This is a genomic window from Leifsonia sp. 21MFCrub1.1, from assembly GCF_900107895.1.
Taxonomy (GTDB): Bacteria; Actinomycetota; Actinomycetes; order Actinomycetales; family Microbacteriaceae; genus Leifsonia; species Leifsonia soli.
The window spans coordinates 1,455,111-1,477,633 of record NZ_LT629867.1; the positions used below are offsets into that span (position 1 = coordinate 1,455,111).

19 protein-coding genes are annotated in these 22,523 nt (G+C 70.9%); 12 read left to right on the forward strand and 7 right to left on the reverse strand.

Going from position 1 to position 22,523, the window contains the following annotated elements; genetic code table 11:
* Nucleotides 1-49: 49 nt before the first annotated feature.
* Nucleotides 50-1,534: a leucyl aminopeptidase gene (locus BLW09_RS06860; protein ID WP_089910227.1), complete on the reverse strand. Its 1,485-nt coding sequence runs from the start codon at nt 1,532-1,534 to the stop codon at nt 50-52.
* 128 nt (nt 1,535-1,662) lie between these two features.
* Here BLW09_RS06860 and BLW09_RS06865 point away from each other — a divergent pair, with 128 nt between their 5' ends.
* From BLW09_RS06865 to BLW09_RS06885, 5 genes are all read left to right on the forward strand, one after another.
* Complete coding sequence (locus BLW09_RS06865) at nt 1,663-2,592, forward strand: proteasome assembly chaperone family protein (protein ID WP_089910230.1); 930 nt, start codon at nt 1,663-1,665, stop codon at nt 2,590-2,592.
* 70 nt (nt 2,593-2,662) lie between these two features.
* Nucleotides 2,663-3,994 carry an MFS transporter gene (locus BLW09_RS06870; protein ID WP_089910233.1) on the forward strand — a complete coding sequence of 444 codons (1,332 nt, stop codon included), beginning with the start codon at nt 2,663-2,665 and terminating at the stop codon, nt 3,992-3,994.
* Nucleotides 3,995-4,230: 236 nt separating this feature from the next.
* On the forward strand, nt 4,231-5,601 hold the full coding sequence (locus BLW09_RS06875) for an RNA polymerase sigma factor (protein ID WP_172824179.1): 1,371 nt from the start codon (nt 4,231-4,233) through the stop codon (nt 5,599-5,601).
* 4 nt (nt 5,602-5,605) lie between these two features.
* Nucleotides 5,606-6,880 (forward strand): MurT ligase domain-containing protein, encoded by a 1,275-nt coding sequence (locus BLW09_RS06880; protein WP_089910239.1) that lies wholly within the window; start codon nt 5,606-5,608, stop codon nt 6,878-6,880.
* The gene (locus BLW09_RS06885) at nt 6,877-7,593 is read left to right on the forward strand and encodes a type 1 glutamine amidotransferase (RefSeq protein WP_089910241.1); all 717 of its coding nucleotides are present in this window, start codon (nt 6,877-6,879) and stop codon (nt 7,591-7,593) included. The genes BLW09_RS06880 and BLW09_RS06885 overlap by 4 nt, the downstream gene beginning before the upstream one ends.
* 94 nt (nt 7,594-7,687) lie before the next feature.
* On the opposite strand, the gene alr is transcribed toward BLW09_RS06885, so the two are convergent.
* The 3 genes from alr to BLW09_RS06900 are packed head-to-tail and all read right to left on the reverse strand — an operon-like array spanning nt 7,688 to nt 9,741.
* Entirely contained in the window at nt 7,688-8,764 is a 1,077-nt protein-coding gene (gene alr, locus BLW09_RS06890; RefSeq protein ID WP_089910243.1) for an alanine racemase, read from the reverse strand.
* Nucleotides 8,761-9,450 (reverse strand): alanine racemase C-terminal domain-containing protein, encoded by a 690-nt coding sequence (locus BLW09_RS06895; RefSeq protein WP_089910246.1) that lies wholly within the window; start codon nt 9,448-9,450, stop codon nt 8,761-8,763. Before BLW09_RS06895 ends, alr begins: the two co-directional genes overlap by 4 nt.
* Nucleotides 9,451-9,504: 54 nt before the next feature.
* On the reverse strand, nt 9,505-9,741 hold the full coding sequence (locus BLW09_RS06900) for a DUF7455 domain-containing protein (RefSeq protein WP_018191296.1): 237 nt from the start codon (nt 9,739-9,741) through the stop codon (nt 9,505-9,507).
* Nucleotides 9,742-9,956: 215 nt separating this feature from the next.
* Between BLW09_RS06900 and BLW09_RS06905 the strand changes: the two genes are divergently transcribed.
* On the forward strand, nt 9,957-12,056 hold the full coding sequence (locus BLW09_RS06905) for a DNA gyrase/topoisomerase IV subunit B (protein WP_089910249.1): 2,100 nt from the start codon (nt 9,957-9,959) through the stop codon (nt 12,054-12,056).
* 107 nt (nt 12,057-12,163) lie between these two features.
* On the opposite strand, the gene BLW09_RS06910 is transcribed toward BLW09_RS06905, so the two are convergent.
* Entirely contained in the window at nt 12,164-14,650 is a 2,487-nt protein-coding gene (locus BLW09_RS06910; RefSeq protein WP_089910252.1) for a DNA gyrase/topoisomerase IV subunit A, read from the reverse strand.
* Nucleotides 14,651-14,734: 84 nt separating this feature from the next.
* Here BLW09_RS06910 and BLW09_RS06915 point away from each other — a divergent pair, with 84 nt between their 5' ends.
* Entirely contained in the window at nt 14,735-15,859 is a 1,125-nt protein-coding gene (locus BLW09_RS06915; protein WP_089910255.1) for an alkaline phosphatase family protein, read from the forward strand.
* Nucleotides 15,860-15,886: 27 nt separating this feature from the next.
* Here BLW09_RS06915 and sepH read toward each other — a convergent pair whose 3' ends face one another.
* Nucleotides 15,887-17,035, reverse strand: coding sequence for a septation protein SepH (gene sepH, locus BLW09_RS06920; RefSeq protein ID WP_089910258.1), 1,149 nt, complete (start codon nt 17,033-17,035; stop codon nt 15,887-15,889).
* Between the two features lie 203 nt (nt 17,036-17,238).
* Here sepH and BLW09_RS06925 point away from each other — a divergent pair, with 203 nt between their 5' ends.
* Nucleotides 17,239-17,532: a DUF4193 domain-containing protein gene (locus BLW09_RS06925; RefSeq protein ID WP_026307201.1), complete on the forward strand. Its 294-nt coding sequence runs from the start codon at nt 17,239-17,241 to the stop codon at nt 17,530-17,532.
* Between the two features lie 11 nt (nt 17,533-17,543).
* Here the strand turns inward: BLW09_RS06925 and BLW09_RS06930 are convergent, their stop codons facing one another.
* Nucleotides 17,544-17,990 carry a DUF3093 domain-containing protein gene (locus BLW09_RS06930; RefSeq protein WP_089910261.1) on the reverse strand — a complete coding sequence of 149 codons (447 nt, stop codon included), beginning with the start codon at nt 17,988-17,990 and terminating at the stop codon, nt 17,544-17,546.
* Nucleotides 17,991-18,030: 40 nt separating this feature from the next.
* On the opposite strand from BLW09_RS06930, the gene dut reads away from it, so the two are divergent.
* Genes dut through BLW09_RS06950 form a run of 4 tightly spaced genes read left to right on the forward strand, consistent with a single transcriptional unit; the run spans nt 18,031 to nt 22,388 of the window.
* The gene (gene dut / locus BLW09_RS06935) at nt 18,031-18,489 is read left to right on the forward strand and encodes a dUTP diphosphatase (protein ID WP_089910263.1); all 459 of its coding nucleotides are present in this window, start codon (nt 18,031-18,033) and stop codon (nt 18,487-18,489) included.
* Nucleotides 18,486-19,163, forward strand: coding sequence for a DUF3710 domain-containing protein (locus BLW09_RS06940; protein WP_089910266.1), 678 nt, complete (start codon nt 18,486-18,488; stop codon nt 19,161-19,163). Before dut ends, BLW09_RS06940 begins: the two co-directional genes overlap by 4 nt.
* A gap of 9 nt (nt 19,164-19,172) precedes the next feature.
* Nucleotides 19,173-19,970 carry a DUF3159 domain-containing protein gene (locus tag BLW09_RS06945; protein ID WP_089910269.1) on the forward strand — a complete coding sequence of 266 codons (798 nt, stop codon included), beginning with the start codon at nt 19,173-19,175 and terminating at the stop codon, nt 19,968-19,970.
* A 36-nt stretch (nt 19,971-20,006) separates the two neighbouring features.
* Nucleotides 20,007-22,388 (forward strand): HAD-IC family P-type ATPase, encoded by a 2,382-nt coding sequence (locus BLW09_RS06950; protein WP_089910272.1) that lies wholly within the window; start codon nt 20,007-20,009, stop codon nt 22,386-22,388.
* Nucleotides 22,389-22,523: the final 135 nt, after the last annotated feature.

Here is a 22,523-nt window from a genome sequence, read left to right on the forward strand (position 1 = left end):
GCTCCGGGAGACGTGTTGATGGGCGGGATTTCCCGCCCATACGACCCTACTACTTCCGGGAAAAGCTCTCGGCCAGACGGATGAGCGCCCTTACGCTGACGGCGGACGGGCCCTTGCCGGTGAAACCGTACGGAGCGGCCGGGCTCTTCGCCGGCCCCGCGATGTCGAGGTGCGCCCACGGGATGCGCGGCGCGTCGTCCGCGTCGCCGGTGCGGCCGACGAACTCCTGCAGGAACACGCCGGCGAGCAGAGCGCCGCCGGCGGTGTTGCCCGGGTTGGCGTTCGCGATGTCGGCAACGTCCGAGTTGATGGTGGCGCGCAGTTCGCCGGGGAGCGGCATCGGCCAGAGCAGCTCGCCGGTCTCCTTGCCGGCCGTGAGCACCTGGTCGACCAGGTCGTCCGAGCCCATCACCGCGGCGTATCGGGTGCCGAGGGCGACCATCGCGGCGCCGGTCAGGGTGGCGACGTCGACGATCGCATCGGGCTGCTCCTCGCTCGCGGCGACGAGGCCGTCCGCGAGCACGAGCCGGCCCTCGGCGTCGGTGTTGAGCACCTCGACCGTCCGCCCTCCGCGGATGCGCAGCACGTCGTTCGGGCGGATCGCCGACCCCGACGGCATGTTCTCCGCGAGGCACAGCCACGCCGTGACGCGCACCGGCAGCGCCAGACGCGCGGCGGCGAGCACGACGCCGAGCACCGTCGCGGCGCCGGTCATGTCGTACTTCATGCCGACCATCCCGGTCGCCGGCTTCAACGACAGTCCGCCGGAGTCGAAGGTGATTCCCTTGCCCACCAGCGCGAGGTGCCGGGCGGCGCCGTCGGGGGAGTAGGACACCTTGACCAGGCGCGGCGGGCGGGTCGAGCCCTGCCCGACGCCGAGGATGCCGCCGAAGCCCTCCACCGCGAGCTGCTCCTCGTCCCACACGGTCACCGACACGGGGAGGTCCGACGACGCGGCCTGCGCGCGCTCGGCGAACGTCTCGGGGTAGAGGTCGAGCGGGGGAGTGTTCACGAGGTCCTTGACGAGGGCCGCGGCCTCGGCGACGGCGGTGGCGCGGGCGACCAGCGCACCGGCGTCGGACGCTGCCCCGAGCACCTCGATGGAGCCCACCGGGTCCTTGACCGCGGCACGGCTCTTCTCCCGGTACTCGGTGAAGGCGTACGCGCCGAGCGCAGCACCCTCGACCACGGCGCCCAGCTGCGCGTCGCCCTCCGCGGGGAGGTCGAGCGCGACAGCGCCCGCGCCGGCCAGCTGCCGCACGGCGCTGCCCGCGGCGTAGCGGAGGGCGTCCTCCCCGCCCTCCGGCAGCCCGATCACGGCGAGCGACGGACCGGAGCCCTGAGCGGGCAGGCGGACCAGCTCGTCCTTGCCTCCGGCGAATCCGACGTCCCGCAACTGCTGCGCCAGTTCGTCCCCGCCGCCGCCGGACAGCACGGTCACACTGTCGCGGGCGACCCGGGCGGCGACCACGAGGACGTCGGCGGGGCCGGTGGGGGTGGATGCGTCGGTCACGGTCAGCGCGGGAACGGTCATGTCTCGACCCTAACGCGCACGCGCGTGCCGTCCCGGCCCGTCGGGGCCGCGGCCGTGTTCGCTGTGGGCGTTCCCGCACCCGGCGGAGACCCGGCTCCCGCCGCCGGGGTCCGCTCTAGAGTTGAGATATGCGTGACCCCGGCGAACTGTTCGAGCTCAACCCGGCACTGGCTGTGCCGGAGGGATTGCCGCTGGTCGCGGGGCTGACCGGCTTCGCCGACGCGGGCTCCGGCGTGAGCCAGCTGGGCACCTATCTGCTCGGCACGCTCGACAGCGAGGTGGTCGCCACCTTCGACGCGGACATCCTGCTCGACTACCGCGCCCGCCGCCCCATCATCTACTTCGATCAGGACCACCTCACCGACTATCAGCCGGCGACGCTCAAGCTGTACCTCGCGTACGACGAGCTGCGCCAGCCGTTCCTGCTGCTCTCCGGGTTCGAGCCGGACTTCCGGTGGGAGGCGTTCACGGAGGCCGTTCTCGGCCTGATCGAGCGCTACAAGGTGAAGAGCGTGACCTGGGTCCACTCCATCCCGATGCCCGTCCCGCACACCCGGCCGATCGGGGTGACGGTGAGCGGCAACCGGACCGAGCTCATCGACTCCATGTCGATCTGGAAGCCGCACACGCAGGTGCCCGCGAACGCCCTGCACCTGCTGGAGTACCGCCTGCAGCAGCTGTCGTACCCGATCGCCGGTTTCATCCTGCTGATCCCGCACTACCTCGCCGACACCGAGTACCCGGCGGCGGCGATCGCCGCCCTCGACTCGATCAGCGCGGCGACGGGCCTCATCTTCCCGACCGACCGCCTGCGCCAGGAGGACCGCGAGTTCGTCGCGAACATCGACGAGCAGGTCGCGGGCAACACCGAGCTGGGCCGCCTCGTCGGCACGCTGGAGGAGCGGCACGACTCCTATATGGAGGACACGCAGCTGCGCTCTCCGCTGACCGACAGCGACGGCGAGCTGCCGAGCGCCGACGAGATCGCGGCGGAGCTGGAGAACTTCCTCGCCTTCCGCCGCCACGGCGACGAGGAGAACGGGCGCGGCGAGCGCTGAGCGCTTACGCCTGACCCCGCGTCCGCGTCGGCGCGCGGGCATGCCCGGACGACGGGCATAGGATCGTTCGGTGAACTCGCGTCGCTCCTGGGTCGTCTACGGGATCGGTGTCTTCGCGTATCTGATCGCGGTCATGCAGCGGACGACCATCGGCGTCGCCGGGGTCGCGGCGACCGACCGCTTCCACGTCTCCGCCTCCGTCCTCTCGACCCTCGCGGTCGTCCAGCTGATCGTCTACGCGGGGATGCAGGTGCCGGTGGGCGTGCTCATCGACCGCATCGGGTCGCGCGTCCTGATGATCGCGGGCACCGCTCTGATGGTCGTCGGACAGGTCGCCGTCGCACTGGCGCCGAGCATCGCGATCGCGATCGTCGGGCGCATCCTGGTCGGAGCGGGCGACGCGACGGTCTTCACCTCTCTCATGCGGCTCACCAACTCGTGGTTCCGCGGGAAGATCGTCCCGCAGCTGTCGCAGTGGATCGGCAACGTCGGCCAGCTGGGACAGGTGCTGTCGGCCGTCCCCTTCGCGCTGCTGCTGCACCTCTCCGGCTGGACGGTGGCCTTCCTCACGGCCGCAGCGCTCTCCGTCGTCGCCCTGGTGGGCATCGTCGCCGCGGTCACCGACCGCCCGGTCGGCGCGAGCGAGGGGCCGCGCCCGGTGTCCTGGTCCGACTCGCTGCGGCAGCTGCGAATCAGCCTGGCGCGCCCGGGCACGCAGCTCGGCTTCTGGTCGCACTTCGTCACGCAGTCCTCCGGAACGGTGTTCAGCCTGATGTGGGGCATCCCGTTCCTCGTCTTCGCCATCGGCATCGAGCCGGCGGAGGCGTCCGCCCTGCTCACCGTGCTCGTCGGCGCCGGCCTCATCTCCGGTCCGATCCTCGGCATCCTCACCGCCCGCTTCCCGATGCGCCGAAGCAACCTGGTGCTCGCGATCGTCGGCCTGATGGCGGCCGCGTGGACGCTGGTGCTGCTCTGGCCCGGGCAGCCGCCGCTCTGGACCGTGATCGTCCTCATCGCGGCCATCGGGATCGGCGGCCCCGGGTCGCTCATCGGCTTCGACTTCGCCCGCACCTTCAACCCGCTTCACAGCCTCGGGTCCGCGAACGGCATCGTGAACGTCGGCGGCTTCCTCGCCAGCTTCGTGATGATGTTCCTGATCGGCGTCTCGCTCGACGTGCAGGCGCACGGGGCGGGCGGGGATGCGCAGCTCTACCAGCTGGACCACTTCCGCTGGGCGTTCGCCATCCAGTACGTGATCGTCGGCATCGGAGTGGGGTTCCTGGTGCACGCACGACGCCGCACGCGTCGCCGGCTGAAGGACGACGAGGGAATAGAAGTGGCCCCTCTGTGGGTTGCACTCGTCGGAGCGTGGAGGAGGCGCGGCGGGCGCGAAGCGCTGTAGGGGCGCAGGCGGCGTCCCGATTCGATCCGAGATGGCCGTACGTGGTCGGGGGCTCACGTGGAGCGTGCAATAATTGACGTCTGGACCCGTTCATGTCCCTGGGCCGGAGCATTTGACGATGCCCGGCGCAATCACCCAGGACTTGACATGGGTCTTAGTAGTGTCCGCACGCAAACCCTGAGCCAGGCTCGGCCGTCAGGATCCCGGCCCCTCTGCTTGGTATGAAAGGTGTTCACATGGCAACCCGTGCAGCAACGAAGACCCGCGATGCGGAGGTCGAGGTCGACGAGACCGTGACCGTCGTCGCGGAGGAGACGGCGAAGCCCGCCAGGAAGACCGCCGCGAAGGCGGCTCCGAAGAAGGCTGCGACGAAGACGGCTGCGAAGAAGCAGACCGCGTCGAGCAAGGCGAAGGGCAGTGCGGCGGACGACGACGAGATCGACGACGACGCCGAGGTCGAGATCGACGTGGAGGACGTGGCCGTCGTCGCGGACGACGACGCGGTGGCAGACGACGCGGACGAGACGGAGACGACCGACGAGGCCGACTCCGACGACGCCGATGGCGACGACGCCGAGGGCAAGAAGCCCGCGGTGACCATCCCGGTCGGCGACATCCCGCTTCCGACGGACGCGCTCGTGCTGCGCGCCGTGGACGAGGACGACGACATCCCCGTCTACTCCTCGACGATCACCGGCGCGACGGCCGACCCGGTCAAGGACTACCTGAAGCAGATCGGCAAGGTCCCGCTGCTGAACGCGGCCGAAGAGGTCGAGCTCGCCATGCGCATCGAGGCCGGTCTGTTCGCGGAGGACAAGCTCGCGAACACCCCGAACCTGAGCAAGGAGCTCGAGCGCGAGCTGAAGTGGGTCGCCCGCGACGGCCAGCGCGCGAAGAGCCACCTGCTCGGCGCGAACCTGCGCCTCGTGGTCAGCCTCGCGAAGCGCTACACCGGCCGAGGCATGCAGTTCCTCGACCTCATCCAGGAGGGCAACCTGGGCCTCATCCGTGCTGTCGAGAAGTTCGACTACACGAAGGGCTTCAAGTTCTCGACCTACGCCACGTGGTGGATCCGTCAGGCGATCACCCGCGCGATGGCGGACCAGGCGCGGACCATCCGCATCCCGGTCCACATGGTGGAGGTCATCAACAAGCTGGCCCGCGTGCAGCGTCAGATGCTGCAGGACCTGGGCCGCGAGCCCACCCCCGAGGAGCTGTCGAAGGAACTCGACATGACCCCGGAGAAGGTCATCGAGGTGCAGAAGTACGGTCGCGAGCCCATCTCGCTGCACACCCCGCTGGGTGAGGACGGCGACAGTGAGTTCGGCGACCTGATCGAGGACACCGAGGCGGTCGTCCCGGCCGACGCGGTGGGCTTCACGATGCTGCAGAAGCAGCTGGAGAGCCTGCTCGACTCGCTCTCCGAGCGCGAGGCGGGCGTGATCCGCATGCGCTTCGGCCTCGGCGACGGGATGCCGAAGACGCTCGACCAGATCGGCGACACGTTCGGTGTGACGCGCGAGCGCATCCGCCAGATCGAGTCGAAGACGATGGCGAAGCTGCGTCACCCGTCGCGTTCGCAGTCGCTGCGCGACTACCTCGAGTAAACCGGTGCGGTACCGACTGGCGGTCATCGCCGGCCGCCTCGCCCGCTGGCTCCTGCGCCTGCGGGGAGGCGGCTCCGCGGTCCCCGGCCGGGTCGCGCTGGCCATCGCCCCGAAGTTCCTGGAGCGCGCGGTCAGCCGTCTCCCGCTCGGCGTCGTGTTCGTGTCCGGCTCGAACGGCAAGTCGACGACGACCAATATGCTCACCGCGATCCTGCGCGAGCACGGGCTCGACGTGTTCACGAATCCGTCCGGCGGCAACCTGCCGCAGGGCATCGCGTCCGCGCTGCTCGCCGACGTTCCGCTCGACGGCTACGTCCGCGGCGACGTCGGTGTGATCGAGGTGGACGAGGCCTACGGCGTCGACCTCGCGCGCGTGCTGAAGCCGCGCGGTTCGCTGCTGCTCAACGTCCAGATCGACCAGCTGAACCGCTTCTTCGAGCCGACCCGTGTGATCGGGATGCTGCGTTCGATCGCGGAGGGCTCCTCGGAGTTCGTCGTCGTGAACGCGGACGACGACAGCCTCGCCCGGGTGGGCGCCGAGCTGGCCGCGGCGGGGCGGGATGTCTCCACCTTCGCCGTGGCGCCGTCGATCATCGAGGCGTCGCCCAACGGCCTGGCCAACGTCAAGGACCTGACGGGCGCGGCCGCTGGCGCGCTGCCCATCCCCTCGGTGTTCGTCAGCAAGCTCGAAGTGCAGAGCGCGCAGCTGACCATCGGAGGCGAGAACGTCCGGATCGGTCTGCCCGCGCGTGGCCTGCACTACGCGGTGGATGCGGCGGGCGCGACAGCGATGGCGCGCCGGCTGCTCGGCGACCGGTTCCAGCCGAATGCCGTCGTCGCCGCGATGGCCGCGCTCCGCACGGTGTACGGCCGCGGCGAGACGTTGCATGTCGGCGACGAGGACATCGAGATCATCATGATGAAGAACCCGCCGAGCCTGCAGCTGAACCTCGACTACCTGAGCGAGTCGCCGGAACAGGTGTTCGTGTCCGTCGACGAGGGCACGCCGGACCCGTCGTGGGTGTACGACATCGACCTGTCGAAGCTGACCCACGTCGACGTGGTGTCCGGAACGAAGGCCTGGCAGTTCGCGACGCGGTTCGCCTACGCCGGCATCGAGGTCGACCAGGTCGTCCCCGAGCTGAAGCCCGCGCTGCAGGCGTTCCTGGCGCTGCCGAAGCCGTCGCGCGGCACCAAGACGATGATCGTGAACTACGAGCAGATGATGCTCATCCGCAAGCAGCTCGGCTTCCTCGATCTGGAGGGCGGCGAGCGATGACCGTTCTGCGCATCCTGCACCTGTACCCGGCCGAGCTCGGGATCAACGGCGATGCGGGCAATGTCCTTGCTCTGGCCGAGCGTGCCCGCTGGCGCGGAGTCGAGGTCGACGTCGTGACCCATGCGCCGGGCGCGGAGCTGCCGGCGAGCGCCGACATCGTTCACATCGGTTCTGGCCCGCTCTCGGCGCAGCGCGCCGTCCACGACGACGTGCTGCGGATCGCGCCGCGGCTGCGCCAGTGGCGCGACGCGGGAGTGCCGTTCGTTGCGATCGCAGGCGGCTGGCAGCTGCTGGGAACCCAGCTCGAGACCCCGGACGGCGAGGTGCTGGCGGGCGCAGCGGTGTTCCCGTCGCGCGCCGCGCTCGGGGGCAAGCGGCACGTCGGCGAGATCGTGGTGCGGCTCGCGGACGGCACGACGATCGCCGGCTTCGAGAACCACTCGGCCCGCACCGTGCTCGACGGCGCTGAGCCGCTCGGTCGCGTGGTGCGCGGCACGGGTAACGACGGCTCGGTGGAGGGCGTGGTGGTCGGCTCCTCGATCGGAACCCACCTGCACGGACCGCTGCTGCCGATGAACCCGGTGCTGGCCGACCGCCTGCTCAGCGCCGCACTGCGCGGCGAGCTTCCCCCGGTGCCGCAGACGGAGCGCGTGGACCGCTACGCGACGAACGCTCGCCGCGCGATCGCCGACCGCCTCGGCGTCTCCCTCTGACCCCGGGCCCTGATCCCGTCGAGTGGTGACTCGTCGCCGCTACTTCCCCCGAGTGGTGACATGGTGTCGCACCTCGGGCCGCGAGGGGCGGGGGTCAGTTGATGTAGACGCGGGGGACGCGCGCGGCGACGCCGGTGATCATCTCGTCGGCGATCGTCTCCGCCCAGTCGGCGTACGTCTCGGCCGTCGCCTCTCCGTCGGTTCCCGGCCCGAACAGGATCGCGGTATCTCCGACCTCGACCCGGTGCGCTCCCGCATCCACCAGCATGCTGTCGGCGGCGACCTCGATCACGGGGCAGCGGCGGCCGTTCAGCTGGATGGACGTCTTGGCGATGCCGAGCGTCGGAACGCCGTCGGCGTAGCCGATCCCGAGGCGGGCGTGCGTCGTGCCTCCGACGTGGATCTCGGTGACCGGAGCCTCCAGGCGCATCGCCGGGATGAGGCCGAGCTCGCCGCCGGTCGAGTCGTCGAACGGGGAGAAACCGTAGGCGGCGATGCCGAACCGCACGAAGTCGAAACGCGCCTCGGGCATCCGGATACCCGCCGAGCTCGCGGCCAGGTGCAGCACCCGGAACGAGGCGCCCAGGCGCTCCGCCTGGACGACCGCCGAGCGGAACTCGGCGAGGGCGGCCTCGTCGTCGGCCATCGATGCGTCGGCCAGATGCGACCAGGCGGCGCGGATGCGGATCACGCCGCGCTCCTGCAGCTCGAGGGCCGCGCGGATCAGGCCGGGCCACTCCTCGCGGGTGGCGCCGTTGCGGCTGAGCCCGGTGTCGACCTTCAGGTGGACGATCGCTGGGCGGTCGGCTCCCGCCGCGGCGATGGCCTCCAGCTGCCAGTGCGCCGAGACGCCGAGCTCGATGTCGGCCTCGATCCCGGCGCGCCAGTCGGTGTCCTGGCCGTGCAGCCAGGCGAGCAGCGGGGCGGTGATGCCCGCGCGGCGGAGGACCAGCCCGGCCGGGATCTCGAGCACGGCGAGCGAGGTCGCTCCGGCTTCGAGGCCGGCCTCGGCGACCGGGAGCAGCCCGTGGCCGTAGGCGTCCGCCTTCACCGCGAGCATCGTCTGCGCCGGTGCGATGAGGCGGGTGAGGTGCGCGACGTTGTGCCGCACGGCGGCGAGGTCGATGACGGCACGGGGGAGCGGCTCGGCGACGGCATCCACGATGGTCACGCGCTGTACGTCCTCTCGATGCGGCGGCCGAGCCGGCTCGTGATGACCGGAGCGGCGACGCCCAGCGCATCCGCCCAGTCCCGCACCGTCGGCTCACCGCGGTCCGGGTCGCCGAACAGGACGACCGGATCGCCCGGGCTGGCGGTGTCGTCGCCGATGTCGACCACGAACTGGTCCATGGCGATGCGGCCGGTGATGCGGCCGACGGTGTCGCCGACCTTCACCGGCGCCTTGTTGGAGGCGACGCGCAGGATGCCGTCGGCGTAGCCGAGCGCGACCAGCACGAGCGTGCTGGGCCGGGCCGTGCGGTAGGTGTAGCCGTACGAGACGCCCCGGTCGGCGGGGACGCGTTTGACGGCGATGATCTCGCCCTCGAGGCGCATGGCCGCCGGGCGCGGTCGGTCGAGGTCGAGGCCGAAGAGCTCCGGGCCGAGCAGGGATGCGCCAGGGGCACTCCCGACGATCGCGTCGACGGGCAGACCCTCGTCGGCGAGTGCCGCGGCATCCTCGACCCGGGAGACGAGAAAACCGCCGACCCCCGCGTCGGTCAGCGCACGAGCCACGGGGATGAGCCCGTGTCCGTACGCGTCGGCGCGGAGATCGGCGGTGCAGTCGGGGAGGGACGAGATCGCGGCGGCTGCCGTCGAACGGATGACGGAGAGGTCGACGTGGGCGCGTCTGCGCACACCTGTTCCTGGTGTCATCCTCCGGTCAGCCTCGCGATTCGCGATGGGGTCGCGTTACGCGCGCTGCTCTTCGAACAGGCGAGCGGTCTCGTCGTGCCAGCTGTGGGCGATCTGAGAGAGCTTCTCCTGGTGCTTCTTGCCGTGGTGGGCGCAGAAGAGGAGTTCGCCGTTGTTGACGACGACGCGGATGTACGCCTGCGCGCCGCAGCTGTCGCAACGGTCCGCGGCCGTCAACTGCGGCCCCGATGCGAGCTCGTCAACCGCCCCGTTCTCCGAGGTGAGTGTCGACATGTGATGCTCCTTTCCGTCGCAACCGCTTGAACTCGGTACGTCTATAGAACCACGGATGCCCGGCAATCAGACGCGCATCGCCTGCTATTTCGCTCAACGCGTAGCCTCGGCGCCCGCCGGGTGTCGGTGACGGGGGCTGCACCGCCCGGCGCTTAGTCTGGAGGAGCACGTGCGCCCGCACCCGGATGGGCGCGCCGGAACCACAAGGAGCACCCGTGGCGAGTTCGGACTATTCGGCCAGGCACCTCTCGGTGCTCGAGGGGCTGGAGGCCGTGCGCAAGCGACCGGGCATGTACATCGGCTCCACCGACTCCCGCGGCCTGATGCACTGCCTGTGGGAGATCATCGACAACTCGGTCGACGAGGCCCTCGCCGGGCACGGGGCCGACATCGAGGTCATCCTGCACGCCGACGACAGCGTCGAGGTGCGCGACCGCGCCCGCGGCATCCCCGTCGACATCGAGCCGAAGACGGGCCTTTCTGGCGTCGAGGTGGTCTTCACCAAGCTGCACGCCGGCGGCAAGTTCGGCAGCGGATCGTACGCGGCCTCCGGCGGACTGCACGGCGTCGGCGCCTCCGTCGTGAACGCCCTCTCCGAGCGTCTCGATGTCGAGGTCGACCGCGACGGCAAGACCTGGGCCATGTCCTTCCACCGCGGCGAGCCCGGCATCTTCGACGACAAGAAGGGCGAGCCGGGGCCGGACAGCCCGTTCGCCCCGTTCGTCAGCGGCAGCGAGCTGCGCGTCGTCGGCAAGGTCGCGAAGGGCGTGACCGGCACGCGCATCCGCTACTGGGCCGACCGGCAGATCTTCACGAAGGGCGCCGAGTTCTCGACGGACGACCTCGTCGGCCGCGCCCGGCAGACGGCGTTCCTCGTCCCGGGGCTCGCCATCTCGATCGACGACAAGCGACCGGCCGCGGACGGCGCCGGGCCGGCCGGGCGGACCACCTTCCGCTACGAGGGCGGCATCTCCGAGTTCGTCGACTTCCTCGCACCGGACAGCCCGATCACCGACACCTGGCGCCTCACCGGGGAGGGGCACTTCACCGAGACCGTCCCGGTGCTGTCGGACACGGGAGCCATGCTCCCCACCGAGCTGAAGCGCGACTGCCAGGTCGACATCGCGCTGCGCTGGGGCACCGGGTACGACACGGTCATGCGCAGCTTCGTCAACATCATCGCGACGCCGAAAGGCGGAAGCCACCAGGCCGGGTTCGACCAGGGGATGCTCAAGTTCCTCCGCCAGCAGGTGGAGCAGAACGCCCGCCGGCTCAAGGTGGGGACGGACAAGCTCGAGAAGGACGACGTGATGGCCGGTCTCACCGCCGTGCTCACGGTCCGCCTCCCCGAGCCGCAGTTCGAAGGGCAGACGAAGGAGATCCTCGGCACGCCCGCTGTGCGTGCGATCGTCGCCAACGTCGTCCAGAAGGCCATGGCCGAGCGGTTCGGCTCGTCGAAGCGCGACGACAAGGCGCAGTCGGCTCTCGTGCTCGACAAGGTCGTGGCCGAGATGAAGTCCCGCATCTCGGCCCGCGCCCACAAGGAGACTCAGCGCAGGAAGAACGCGCTGGAGACCTCGTCCCTCCCGGCGAAGCTGGTCGACTGCCGCTCCAACGACGTCGCCAACAGCGAGCTGTTCATCGTCGAGGGGGACTCGGCGCTCGGCACGGCCCGCCGTGCACGTGACAGCGAGTACCAGGCGCTGCTGCCCATCCGCGGCAAGATCCTCAACGTGCAGAAGGCGTCCATCTCGGACATGCTGTCGAATGCCGAGTGCGCGGCGATCATCCAGGTGATCGGCGCCGGCTCCGGCCGCAGCTTCGACCTGTCGGTGGCGCGGTACGGCAAGGTCATCATCATGTCGGATGCGGATGTCGACGGCGCCCACATCCGGACGCTGCTGCTGACGCTGTTCTTCCGCTACATGCGGCCGATGATCGAGGAGGGCCGCGTCTTCGCCGCCGTCCCGCCGCTGCACCGCGTCGTCGTGGTGAACCCGGGATCGAAGCCGAACGAGACGATCTACACGTACTCGGAGGCGGAGCTGCAGGCCGTCCTCGCCGACCTCAAGAAGCGCGGCAGGAAGTACCAGGAGCCCATCCAACGCTACAAGGGACTGGGCGAGATGGATGCGGACCAGCTGGCGACCACGACGATGGACCGCGCGCACCGCACGCTGCGCCGCGTGCGCGTCCCCGACGCCGAGGCCGCGAACCGTGTCTTCGAGCTCCTGATGGGCAACGACGTCGCCCCGCGCAAGGAGTTCATCATCGCCGGGGCCGACGACCTCAGCCGCGCGCGCATCGACGCCTGACGAAGCCCCGCCGCCCCACCGTCGAGTCCGCAAACTTTGCACGCGACACGCCGTGCGGACGTGCAAAGATCGCGGACTCGACGGTAGGGGAGCGACGGGCGGGAGGGTCAGCCGATGCGGCGGCCGATGGAGCCGACGACGGTGTCGAGCGGGGTGCCCGAGCCGTCGCGGCGGGAGCCGCCCTCGGGGAGCGTCCGCGCAGCGCCGTCCGGCGCGACCGCCTGAGCGGGGGCCGGACCGGCCCACGCGAGCACCAGCTCGTTCTCGCCCTTGAGGAACCGCTGCGCGCGCACACCGCCGGTGGCGCGGCCCTTCGCCGGGAACTCGGCGAAGTCGCTGACCTTCGCCGAACCAGGGTCGGCGCCGGGAAGGGTGGCGTCGCTGGCGGCGATGGTCGCGACGACCGCGCCGTCCGCCTCCTCGGCCGAGACCGCGCCGAAGTAGATGACGTGCGCGCCCGCGCCGAGGTTGATGCCCGCCATGCCGCCTGCCGCGCGGCCCTGCGGGCGCACGCTCGACGCGGCGAACCGCAGCAGCTGCGCATCGCTGGCGACGAACACGAGCTCGTCCGCGTCGGTGACCGTGGTGGCGCCCACGACCTCGTCGCCCTGCTTGAGGCCGATGACCTCGAACTCCGGCTTGTTGGCCCAGTCGCCCGCCGCGACGCGCTTCACGACGCCCTGCGCGGTGCCGAGCGCGATCGTGCGCTCCGAGTCGAGCGACACGAGGGCGAGGACCCGCTCCTTCTTGTCCGCCAGTGCGAGGTAGTCGCCGATCTTGACCCCGGCGGCCGGCTGGATGGAGTTCGCCGGCACCGCCGGAAGGTCGACGGGGGAGAAGCGGATGAGCCGGCCGCGGTTCGTGACGGCGCCGATCTCGCTGCGGCTGGTGGTGTCCAGCTGCGACAGGATGGCGTCGTGCTTGCTGCGCCGGGCCGGCGGCTGGATGCGGTCGAGGCCGCCCTCCGCTCCGTCCGCGCCCGCCACAGCGTCCACGCGCAGGATGCGCCCGGTCGTCGAGAGGTACACGCGCGTCGGCACATCGGCGACCTCGAGCTGCACGGTCGCGGCCTTGCTGCGCGAGGCCCCGGCGATCGACGGCTTCGCCTCGGTGAGCAGCGTCCGCCGCGGCGTGCCGAAGGTCGCGGCCACCCGCTCCAGCTCGTCCGACACCAGGTCGTTGATGCGCTGGCGCGAGGCGAGGAGCGCCTCGAGCTCCTCGATCTCGCGGCGGAGCTGATCGCGCTCGGTCTCGAGCTCGATCCGGCTGAACTTGGTGAGGCGGCGCAGCCGCAGCTCGAGGATGTAGTCGGCCTGCAGGGTGCTCAGGTCGAACACCTGCATCAGGCGCCCGCGTGCCTGCTCCGTGTCGTCGGAGGTGCGGATGACCTGGATGACCTCGTCGATGTCGAGGATCGCGACGAGCAGGCCCTCGACCAGGTGGAGCCGTTCCTTGCGGCGTGCCAGGCGGAACTGCGACCGGCGCGTGACCACGCTGATGCGGTGGTCGAGGTACACCTGGAGCAGGTCGCGCAGGCCGAGCGTCTGCGGTCCGCCGGCGACCAGGGCCACGTTGTTGATCGCGAAGCCCTCTTCGAGCGGCGTGTAGCGGTACAGCTGCTCGAGCACCGCCTCCGGGCTGAACCCCGTCTTGAGGCCGATGACCAGCCGGAGTCCGTGCTGGCGGTCGGAGAGATCGGTGACGTCGGAGATGCCGTTGAGCTTCTTGGAGTTGACGCCGTCCTTGATCTTCTCGATCACCTTCTCCGGGCCCACCAGGTAGGGGAGTTCGGTGACGACGAGGCCGCTCTTGCGCGCCGTGATGGACTCGACCGTCACCTTGGCACGCATCCGGAAGCTGCCGCGTCCGGTCGCGTAGGCGTCGCGCACGCCGGCCAGACCGGCGATGGTGCCGCCGCCGGGGAGGTCGGGGCCGGGGACGTACGCCATCAGGTCGTCGAGCGTCGCATCCGGGTTCTCGAGCAGGTGCCGGGCGGCGCCGACGACCTCGATGAGGTTGTGGGGGGCCATGTTGGTGGCCATGCCGACCGCGATGCCGCTGGCGCCGTTGACGAGCAGGTTGGGGAACGCGGCGGGCAGCACATCCGGCTGCATCAGCTGGTTGTCGTAGTTGGGGACGAAGTCGACGACGTCCTCGTCGAGGTCCTCCGTCATCGCGAGGGCCGCGGCGGCCAGGCGCGCCTCGGTGTACCGGGCGGCGGCGGGGCCGTCGTCGAGCGACCCGAAGTTGCCGTGCCCGTCGACCAGCGGGACGCGGAGGGTGAAGTCCTGCGCCATGCGCACCAGGGCGTCGTAGATGGCGCTGTCGCCGTGCGGGTGCAGCTTGCCCATGACCTCGCCGGTGACGCGCGCCGACTTGACGTGCCCGCGGTCGGGGCGCAGGCCCATCTCGGTCATCATGTAGAGGATGCGGCGCTGCACGGGCTTGAGGCCGTCGCGGGCGTCCGGGAGGGCCCGCGAGTAGATCACCGAGTAGGCGTATTCGAGGAACGAGCCCTGCATCTCGGTCGTGACGTCGACGTCTTCGATGCGTTCCGTCGTTCCGGCGGCGGGCTTGTCGTCTGCAGGTGTCATTCGGGCATTCTGTGCGGTGCGAAGGGGCGGGGGCGGCTTATCGGGCGGCGGGATCGCTGTGCCAGACTGGGCCGGATGCCCCCCATGCTACCGGCCGCGTTCACGACGAGAGCGAGCCTCGCCACGGTTCTTCCGAGTTCGCTCGCCGCGCTTTCCGGCGAGACCAACGACCTGGGCCTCCCGGCGATGGAGCACGTGGTCGTCATCGTGGTGGACGGCCTCGGCGCGGCCGCCCTGCGGGCACGTGCAGGCCATGCCAGGACGCTCGCCCCGCTGCTCGGCAAGGCGACGACGATCGACTCCGGCTTCCCGACGACCACGGCCGCCGCTCTGGCCACGCTGACCACCGGGACGACGCCCGGCGAGCACGGTCTGGTCGGCTACCGGGTGCGCGACGGCGCGGGCCGCCTGACGAACCAGCTCACCGGCTGGGACGAGCGGATGGACCCGGCGAGCTGGCAGCGCTCGCGCACGGTCTTCGAGGCGGCGGCGGAGCGGGGCGTGACGCCGCGCGCGATCGCACTGCCCAAGTTCGCCGGCACCGGCTTCACCGCCGCGGTGCTGCGCGGAGCCGAGTTCGTCGGCGTGCAGTCGATGGCCGACCGCTTCGCGGCGGCCGCCGATGTCGTCGCGACCGCCGGACCGGGGCTCACCTACCTCTACGTCGCGGAGCTCGACCAGCTGGCGCACGCGCGCGGCTGGGAGTCACCGGACTGGACCACGGCGCTGGAGACCCTGGATGCGCTGGTCGCCGCCTTCGCCCGTCGCCTCGGTCCCGGACGCGGCGCGCTGCTGACCGCCGACCACGGCGTCGTCGACGTGCCCGAAAGCGGCCACATCCTCTACGACACCGCGCCGGAGCTGCTGCAGGACGTGGCGGACATCGCCGGCGAACCGCGCCTCCTGCACCTCTATCTCGAGGACGGCGCGTCGCCTGCGGCGGTCGCCGAGCGCTGGCGCGACGCCGAGGGCGACCGGTCGTGGGTGGCGACGCGCGCCGAGGCCGTCGACGCCGGCTGGTTCGGCGAGCGGGTCGCCCCCGAGGTCGCCCCGCGGATCGGGGATGTGCTCGTCGCCGCGCGCAAGCGCATCGCCTACTACGACGGCCGGGACCCGCAGCGCACCGGCCGCAACATGGTCGGCCAGCACGGGTCGCTCACGCCGGAGGAGACGCGGGTCCCACTGCTGCGGTTCGGCGCGGCCGCGTAGGCGCACCGATCAGGAAGGACCTGCCGCTCAGGCCAGATCGTCGTCCGTCCGCGCGCCGAAGACGATCTCGTCCCAGCTCGGCATGGCCGCCCGGCCCTTCTTCCGCGACGACGGCTGCGGACCGGAGTCGTTCGACGGAGCGCTCGGCGGAGCCGGCACGTCGAGGGGGAGCGGGGGCTGCTCGGCCGCGGGCGGACGCTCATCGATCAGGCGGAACGGCGTCGGGCCGGGCGTCGGCGCGAGCGGGGCCTCGCTCGGCGGGGTCGGAACGACATCCACCGGGGACGCGTCGGCCGGCGTCGGCCGGTCCTCGTACCCGGCGGCCTCCCGCTCGCCGCGGCGGCGACGGAGGGCCTCCAGCAGATCGGCGGTCTGGTGCAGATCGCGCGGAGCGTCGTCGGCGCGCTTGATGGCCGAGACGCTGATCGAGTTGTTGGCGCCGGGCGTGCGGCCCTGGGGCAGCGGCTCGATGGGCGCCGTGATCTCCGGGCCCATCAGGTCGGCGGCCGGGGCGGGGGCCGGGAAGGTGAAGGCCCCGCTGTCGAAGCGGGAGCTGTCCGGCTCGCCCTCGTGCGGCAGGACGGCGCGGAGACGGGGGATGAGCGCCCCGCCGCGCAGCTCGCCCGCCTGGGAGAGCGTCGTCGCCTCCGAGTTCAGCGGCGCGAGGGCGTGCTTGCGCGCGTCGTACGACCAGCGCGCGTCGTGGTCGATGGTGTCGGCGGTGAACTCCAGCTTGACGATCCAGCCGGTCTCGCTGTCCTTCCAGCTCGCCCAGCGCTCGCCGGCGACGCCGAGCGACGCCAGCCGGTCGCGGATGACCGAACCGAACGTCTCGGCCTCGCCCAGCGGGTCGACGGCGTCGGAGGTGTGCACGGGGACGCTGAGGGCGCTCGCCACGATGTGCTCGCGCTCGGCGATGATCGGTCCCTCGAAGCGCTGGACGTACTCCAGGGGCGCTCCGGTGACCGCTGCGACGTCCTCTGCGGACATGCCGGAACGGATGTGGGCCTGCACTTCGCGCGGTGAGAGCTTCGGCGCGTCGGCGGGCGTCTCCTGCCGCACCTGGCGCACCTTCGACTGCAACGCCTCGTCCACGGCGATGCGGAAACGCTCACCGTCGTCGCCGACGGCGACCAGCGCGCCGTTCTCGACCCCGATGACCTTCAGATCCTGCATGTGGATTGCCTTCCGAGCTCGTTCGTACGGCCCCAGGATGCCACGGAGCAGAAGGCATTCCGGGGAATACCGCGGGCGTGCCGGAAGTTGCACACCGAGCAATGCTGAGAGGCTCCTGATTGGTTTTGCTATTCAGGGGCGATTGATGCAAACTATGGCCGCCGATTGCGAGAATCGGCCGTTACGACGAGAAGTGGATGGGCATGGCAACGGATTACGACGCACCGCGGAAGACCGAGGACGACTCCGAGTCGATCGAGGCCCTCAAGGAGCGTGTCCCGGACAAGATGTCGGGGGTCGTCGACGTCGAAGACGCTGACAACCCCGGCGGATACGAGCTCCCCGGTGCCGACCTCTCCGACCTCGACCTCGACGTCGTCGTGCTGCCTCCCCAGGCGGACGAGTTCACCTGCGTGAACTGCTTCCTGGTGAAGCACCGCTCCCAGATCGATCACGAGACCAAGCTCGGACCGATCTGCGTGGAGTGCGCCGCCTGACGTCGGACGAACTAGGAACTGAGGCGAGCCTCATCGAGAACCCGGACCAGCTGGTCCGGGTTTCTTGTTGAGAGGAGCCAGTAGGGCGCCGGGTCGTCCTGGTCGAGGACCGGGACCTTCACGACCGGCTTGATCCAGCCGCGGATGAGCAGCCACGCCCGGGCATCGAGACGCCGGCCGCGCTCCAGGGTCGCGTCGTCGCCGCGGTACGCCGTCGGCTCGCCGACGAGCTCGAGCGGGATGCGCGCGTTGCCGGCCGCCAGCTCGTCCTTCGTCACGCGGATGACGGGCGCGGTCGCGATGAGGAAGATCGCCCAGGCGACGTAGATCGCGATGGCGAGGACGACGCCGACGGTGAGGTTGATCGGCGCGAAGACGAGCATGACCGCGGGGATGACGAGCAGGGTGGAGATGAACAGCCAGGGCGTCGCCCAGAGTCGCTCTCGGTACAGGTCCATGACCTCTATTCGATCAGACTTCTGCACTAGCCTCTGACACGTGACCGATACCGTCGACGTCCCGATCATCGCCTCGTCCCTGCCCGCGTACGCGCACCCGGGCGACGCCGGCGCCGACCTGTGCGCCGCGGAGGCGGTGCGCCTCGGTCCGGGGGAGCGCTTCACCATGCCGACCGGCGCCTCGATCGCCCTGCCCGACGGGTACGCCGGCTTCGTCGTGCCGCGCAGCGGCCTCGCCATGCGGCACGGGCTGACGATCGTCAATGCGCCGGGGACGGTGGATGCCGGCTACCGCGGCGAGATCCGGGTGACCCTTCTCAATACCGACAGGTCGATGCCGTACGATATCGCCGTCGGCGACCGGATCGCCCAGCTGATCGTCATGCCGGTCACGCGGGCCCGGTTCATCCCCGTCGACACCCTCCCGGACAGCCACCGCGGCACCGCGGGCTTCGGCTCGTCCGGGTACACCGTGACCGAGTCAGGAGAACACGCGTGAGCGACATCAGCGACACCCCTCGCGGAGCCGAGGAGGGCGCAGAGCTCGAGCAGCAGGACGACGGCCTGGAGGCGGAGTTCGAGAAGTCGGCCCCGCCGGGCCGCGAGACCGATGGGCCGCTCGACGAGAGCGAGGCCAACCCCGTCCGGCCGTACGTCGACCTCGGCGGGGTGAAGATCCTCCCGCGCGAGGGCCTGCACCTGCGCCTCGAGGTCGAGGAGGAGTCCCAGCGCGTCGTCGCGGTCGGCTTGGACTACGCCGGTTCCACGCTTCAGGTTCAGCCGTTCGCCGCGCCGCGCTCGAGCGGCCTGTGGCATGAGATCCGCGACCAGATCACCGACCAGATCCAGCGTCAGGGCGGACGGGTCACCGAGCGCGACGGCGCGTTCGGCCCGGAGCTCGTGGCCGAGATCCCTGTGGCGGCCCCGGACGGCGGCCCGGTCGAGACCCGCGTCGCCCGCTTCGTCGGCGTCGACGGCCCTCGCTGGTTCCTCCGCGGCGTGATCGCGGGGGATGCCGCGGTGCAGCCGGAGGCGGCCGCGCTCGTCGAAGACCTGTTCCGCAGCATCGTCGTGGTCCGCGGCTCGGTGCCGATGCCTCCGCGCGACCTCATCCCGCTCCGGATGCCGGCCGCGCCGACGACCGGCAACGAGAACGACTACTCCTCTCTTTAGGGCGCACGCATGACCGATCAGGACCGGCCCGACCGGAACAGCACGCCGGCCGAGCCCACCGCGGCGGAGAACGCGGAGACGGGCGCCGGCGCGCCGGCCCCCGCACTGGGCGACAGCATCGCGGCCGCCGCCCGCCGCTCGGGCCTCGGGCAGCTGGCGGAGACCGACGCCTCGACCGGCGCGGCGCTGCTCGGCGCGCTGGGCGGCATCCGCGGGCTCTGCGAGACGATCCTCCCGGGGCTCGTCTTCCTCGTCCTGTTCACCTTCACGCAGAACGTCCCGCTGTCGATCGGCTGCTCCGTCGCCGTCGCGATCGTCTTCACCGTGCTGCGCGTGATCGGGAGGACGCCGCTCACGCAGGCGCTGGCCGGACTGATCGGCGTTGGCGTCTCGGCGATCCTCGCCCTCATCACCGGGCGGGGCGAGGACAACTTCCTGTTCGGGATCTGGACCAACGCCGCGTACGCCGCCGGCATCCTGATCTCCATGCTGGTGCGCTGGCCGATCATCGGGCTGGCCGCTGGCTACCTCATGGGCGACGGGGTCGCCTGGCGGAGCGACAAGCGGAAGTTCCGGGTGATGCAGGCGCTCACCTTCCTCTGGCTGCTGCTCTTCGTCGCGCGGCTCGTGGTCCAGGTCCCTCTCTATCTGGCGCACACGGACGCGGCGACCAGCGCGCTCGCGCTCACCAAGCTCCTCATGGGCGTCCCGCTCTATGCCCCGCTGCTGCTGGTGACGTGGTTCGTGGTCAAGGCCCAGTTCCCTCAGAAGGCGGCGGCGCCCCGCGGCGCGGCCTCGGGCCGCTAGGACGGCGGCGGGCTCGCGGGCGACGGAGGGGGACGGATGCTGGACGCGGGGGCACGCACGGGGCTGACGGCCGCCCAGGTGGCGGAGCGCGTCGCCGCGGGCCGGGCGAACACGCAGACGCAGCCGAGTTCGCGGTCGCTCGGCGACATCCTCCGCGAGAACATCTTCACGCTGTTCAACGGCATCCTCACCGCCTGCTTCGTCGCCGTCGTGCTGCTCGGCGACCTGCGCGACGGGTTCTTCTTCGGCATCGTCGTCGTCAACGCCCTGATCGGCATCGTGCAGGAGTACCGCGCCAAGCGGGTTCTCGACCGGGCCGCCCTGCTGGCGGCGCCGCACAGCCGCGTGCGCCGCGACGGGGACGTGGCGACGGTCGCCCTCGAGGACGTCGTGATCGACGACCTGCTCGTGCTGCGGCCGGGCGACCAGATCCCGGCGGACGCCCTGGTAGTGGAGAGCACCGGGCTGTCGCTCGACGAGTCGATGCTGACGGGGGAGTCCGACCCCGTCTTCAAGGATGCGGATGCGCCGCTCCTCTCCGGCTCCCACGTCGTCACCGGCACGGGCATCGCCCTCGTGACCGCCGTCGGGGCGGACTCCTACGCCAGCCGTCTGACCAGCGAGATCCGCAAGCACTCGCTCGTCCGCTCGGAGCTGCGCGAGGCGACCAACCGCATCCTGGTGTACCTGTCGTGGATCCTCGGCCCGCTCATCGTCGTGACGCTGATCGGGCGCGTGCTCACCTACGGCGGGTTCTCGGAGATCTTCGTCGACGCCCGCTGGCGGCGCGCGCTGGTCGACGCCGTCGCCGCCGTCGTCGGCATGATCCCCGAGGGGCTCGTGCTGCTGACCAGCCTCGCGTTCGGCGTCGCCGCCATCCAGCTGGCCACCAAGAAGGTGCTCGTTCAGGAGCTCGCGGCCGTCGAGGTGCTCGCCCGCGTCGACGTGCTCTGCCTCGACAAGACCGGGACGCTGACGACCGGGGAGCTCGCGTTGCACGGGACGGAGGTCGTCGGGGCCGCGGCTCCGGACGGAACGCAGCTGGCCGAGACGGCGCTGGCCGCCTTCGGATCGGACGAGGCGGGCAACGCGACGTCCGGCCTGCTGGGGTCGCGATTCCGCAGCGACCGCTTCCGGGTGGCCCGCCGCATCCCGTTCAGCTCTGCGACCAAGTACAGCGCGCTCACCATGACCGTCGACGACGAGGAGAGCTCGTGGGTGCTCGGCGCTCCGGAGCGGGTGCTCGAGGCGCACCCCGTCGCGCTCGCCCGCGCGACCGAGCTGGCGGCGACCGGCCTGCGGACGCTGGCGCTGGCGCGGGCGGTCGACCCGCTGCCCGATGACGTCCACCGGCCGCTGACCGGGATGCGCGTCGAGCCGGCCCTGCTCGTGCTCCTCGCCGAGACCCTGCGGCCCGAGGCGCGCGACACCCTGCGCTACTTCCGGGAGCAGGCGGTGCGCGTCGTCGTCATGTCCGGCGACAACCCGGTCACCGTCGCTGCCATCGCCCGCGAGCTCGAGCTGGAGGGCGCTGCGGTGGATGCGTCCACCCTGACGTCCGACGACGCGCTCGCCGAGGCGCTGGACACCGCGAGCGTGCTGGGGCGGGTCAGCCCGGACCAGAAGCGCACGGCGGTCCGGCTGCTCAAAGAACGCGGGCGCACGGTCGCGATGACCGGCGACGGCGTGAACGACGCGATGGCGGTCAAGGATGCCGACCTCGGCATCGCGATGGGCACCGGCACGGCCGCGACGAAGGCGGTGTCGCGCGTCGTGCTGCTCGACGACCGCTTCGACCGCCTGCCCGACGTGCTCGCGTCCGGGCGGCGCGTCATCGCCAACGTCGAGCGCGTCTCCAACATCTTCCTCGCGAAGACCACCTACGGCATCCTGCTGGCGCTGATCAGCGCGATCCTGCTGTGGCCGTTCCCCTTCCTGCCGCGCCAGCTGACGCTGGTCTCGACGCTCGCCATCGGCATCCCCTCCTTCTTCCTCGCGCTGGCGCCCAACAAGCGCATCTACACGCCGGGCGTGCTCGGACGGGTGCTGCGGTACTCCGTCCCGACCGGCCTCATCGCCGGCGTGACCGCGATCGTCGCCTACGCTCCGCTGTACCGCAGCATCCCGCTGCACGAGGCGCGCAGCGTGACCACCGTCGCGCTGTTCTGCGTGTCGATGTGGATCCTGTGCGTGCTCACCCGTCCGCTCACCGGGATGCGCTGGCTGCTGCTCGTCGCGGTGGCCGCGGCCTTCGCTCTGGTGTGCCTCATCCCGTTCACCGCCTCCTTCTTCGAGATGCACCTGAAGGCGGACGGGGCACTCGCGTGGGGCATCGCGGTCGGGGCGGTCGGAGCCGTCGGGGTCGAGCTCTTCTACCACTTCGCGAAGCGCCGCTCGCTGGTCTTCGACCGGCTCTGAGCGTGCTAGATTTATCTCGACGTCAAGATACTTTCCGGTTCGGCGATTTAGGGTTACCTTGCTGGAAAGGCGCTTCGACGGACGAGGAAGATGGACGAGGCGTGCGTGGACATCGCCTGCCGATGAAGGAGAGGG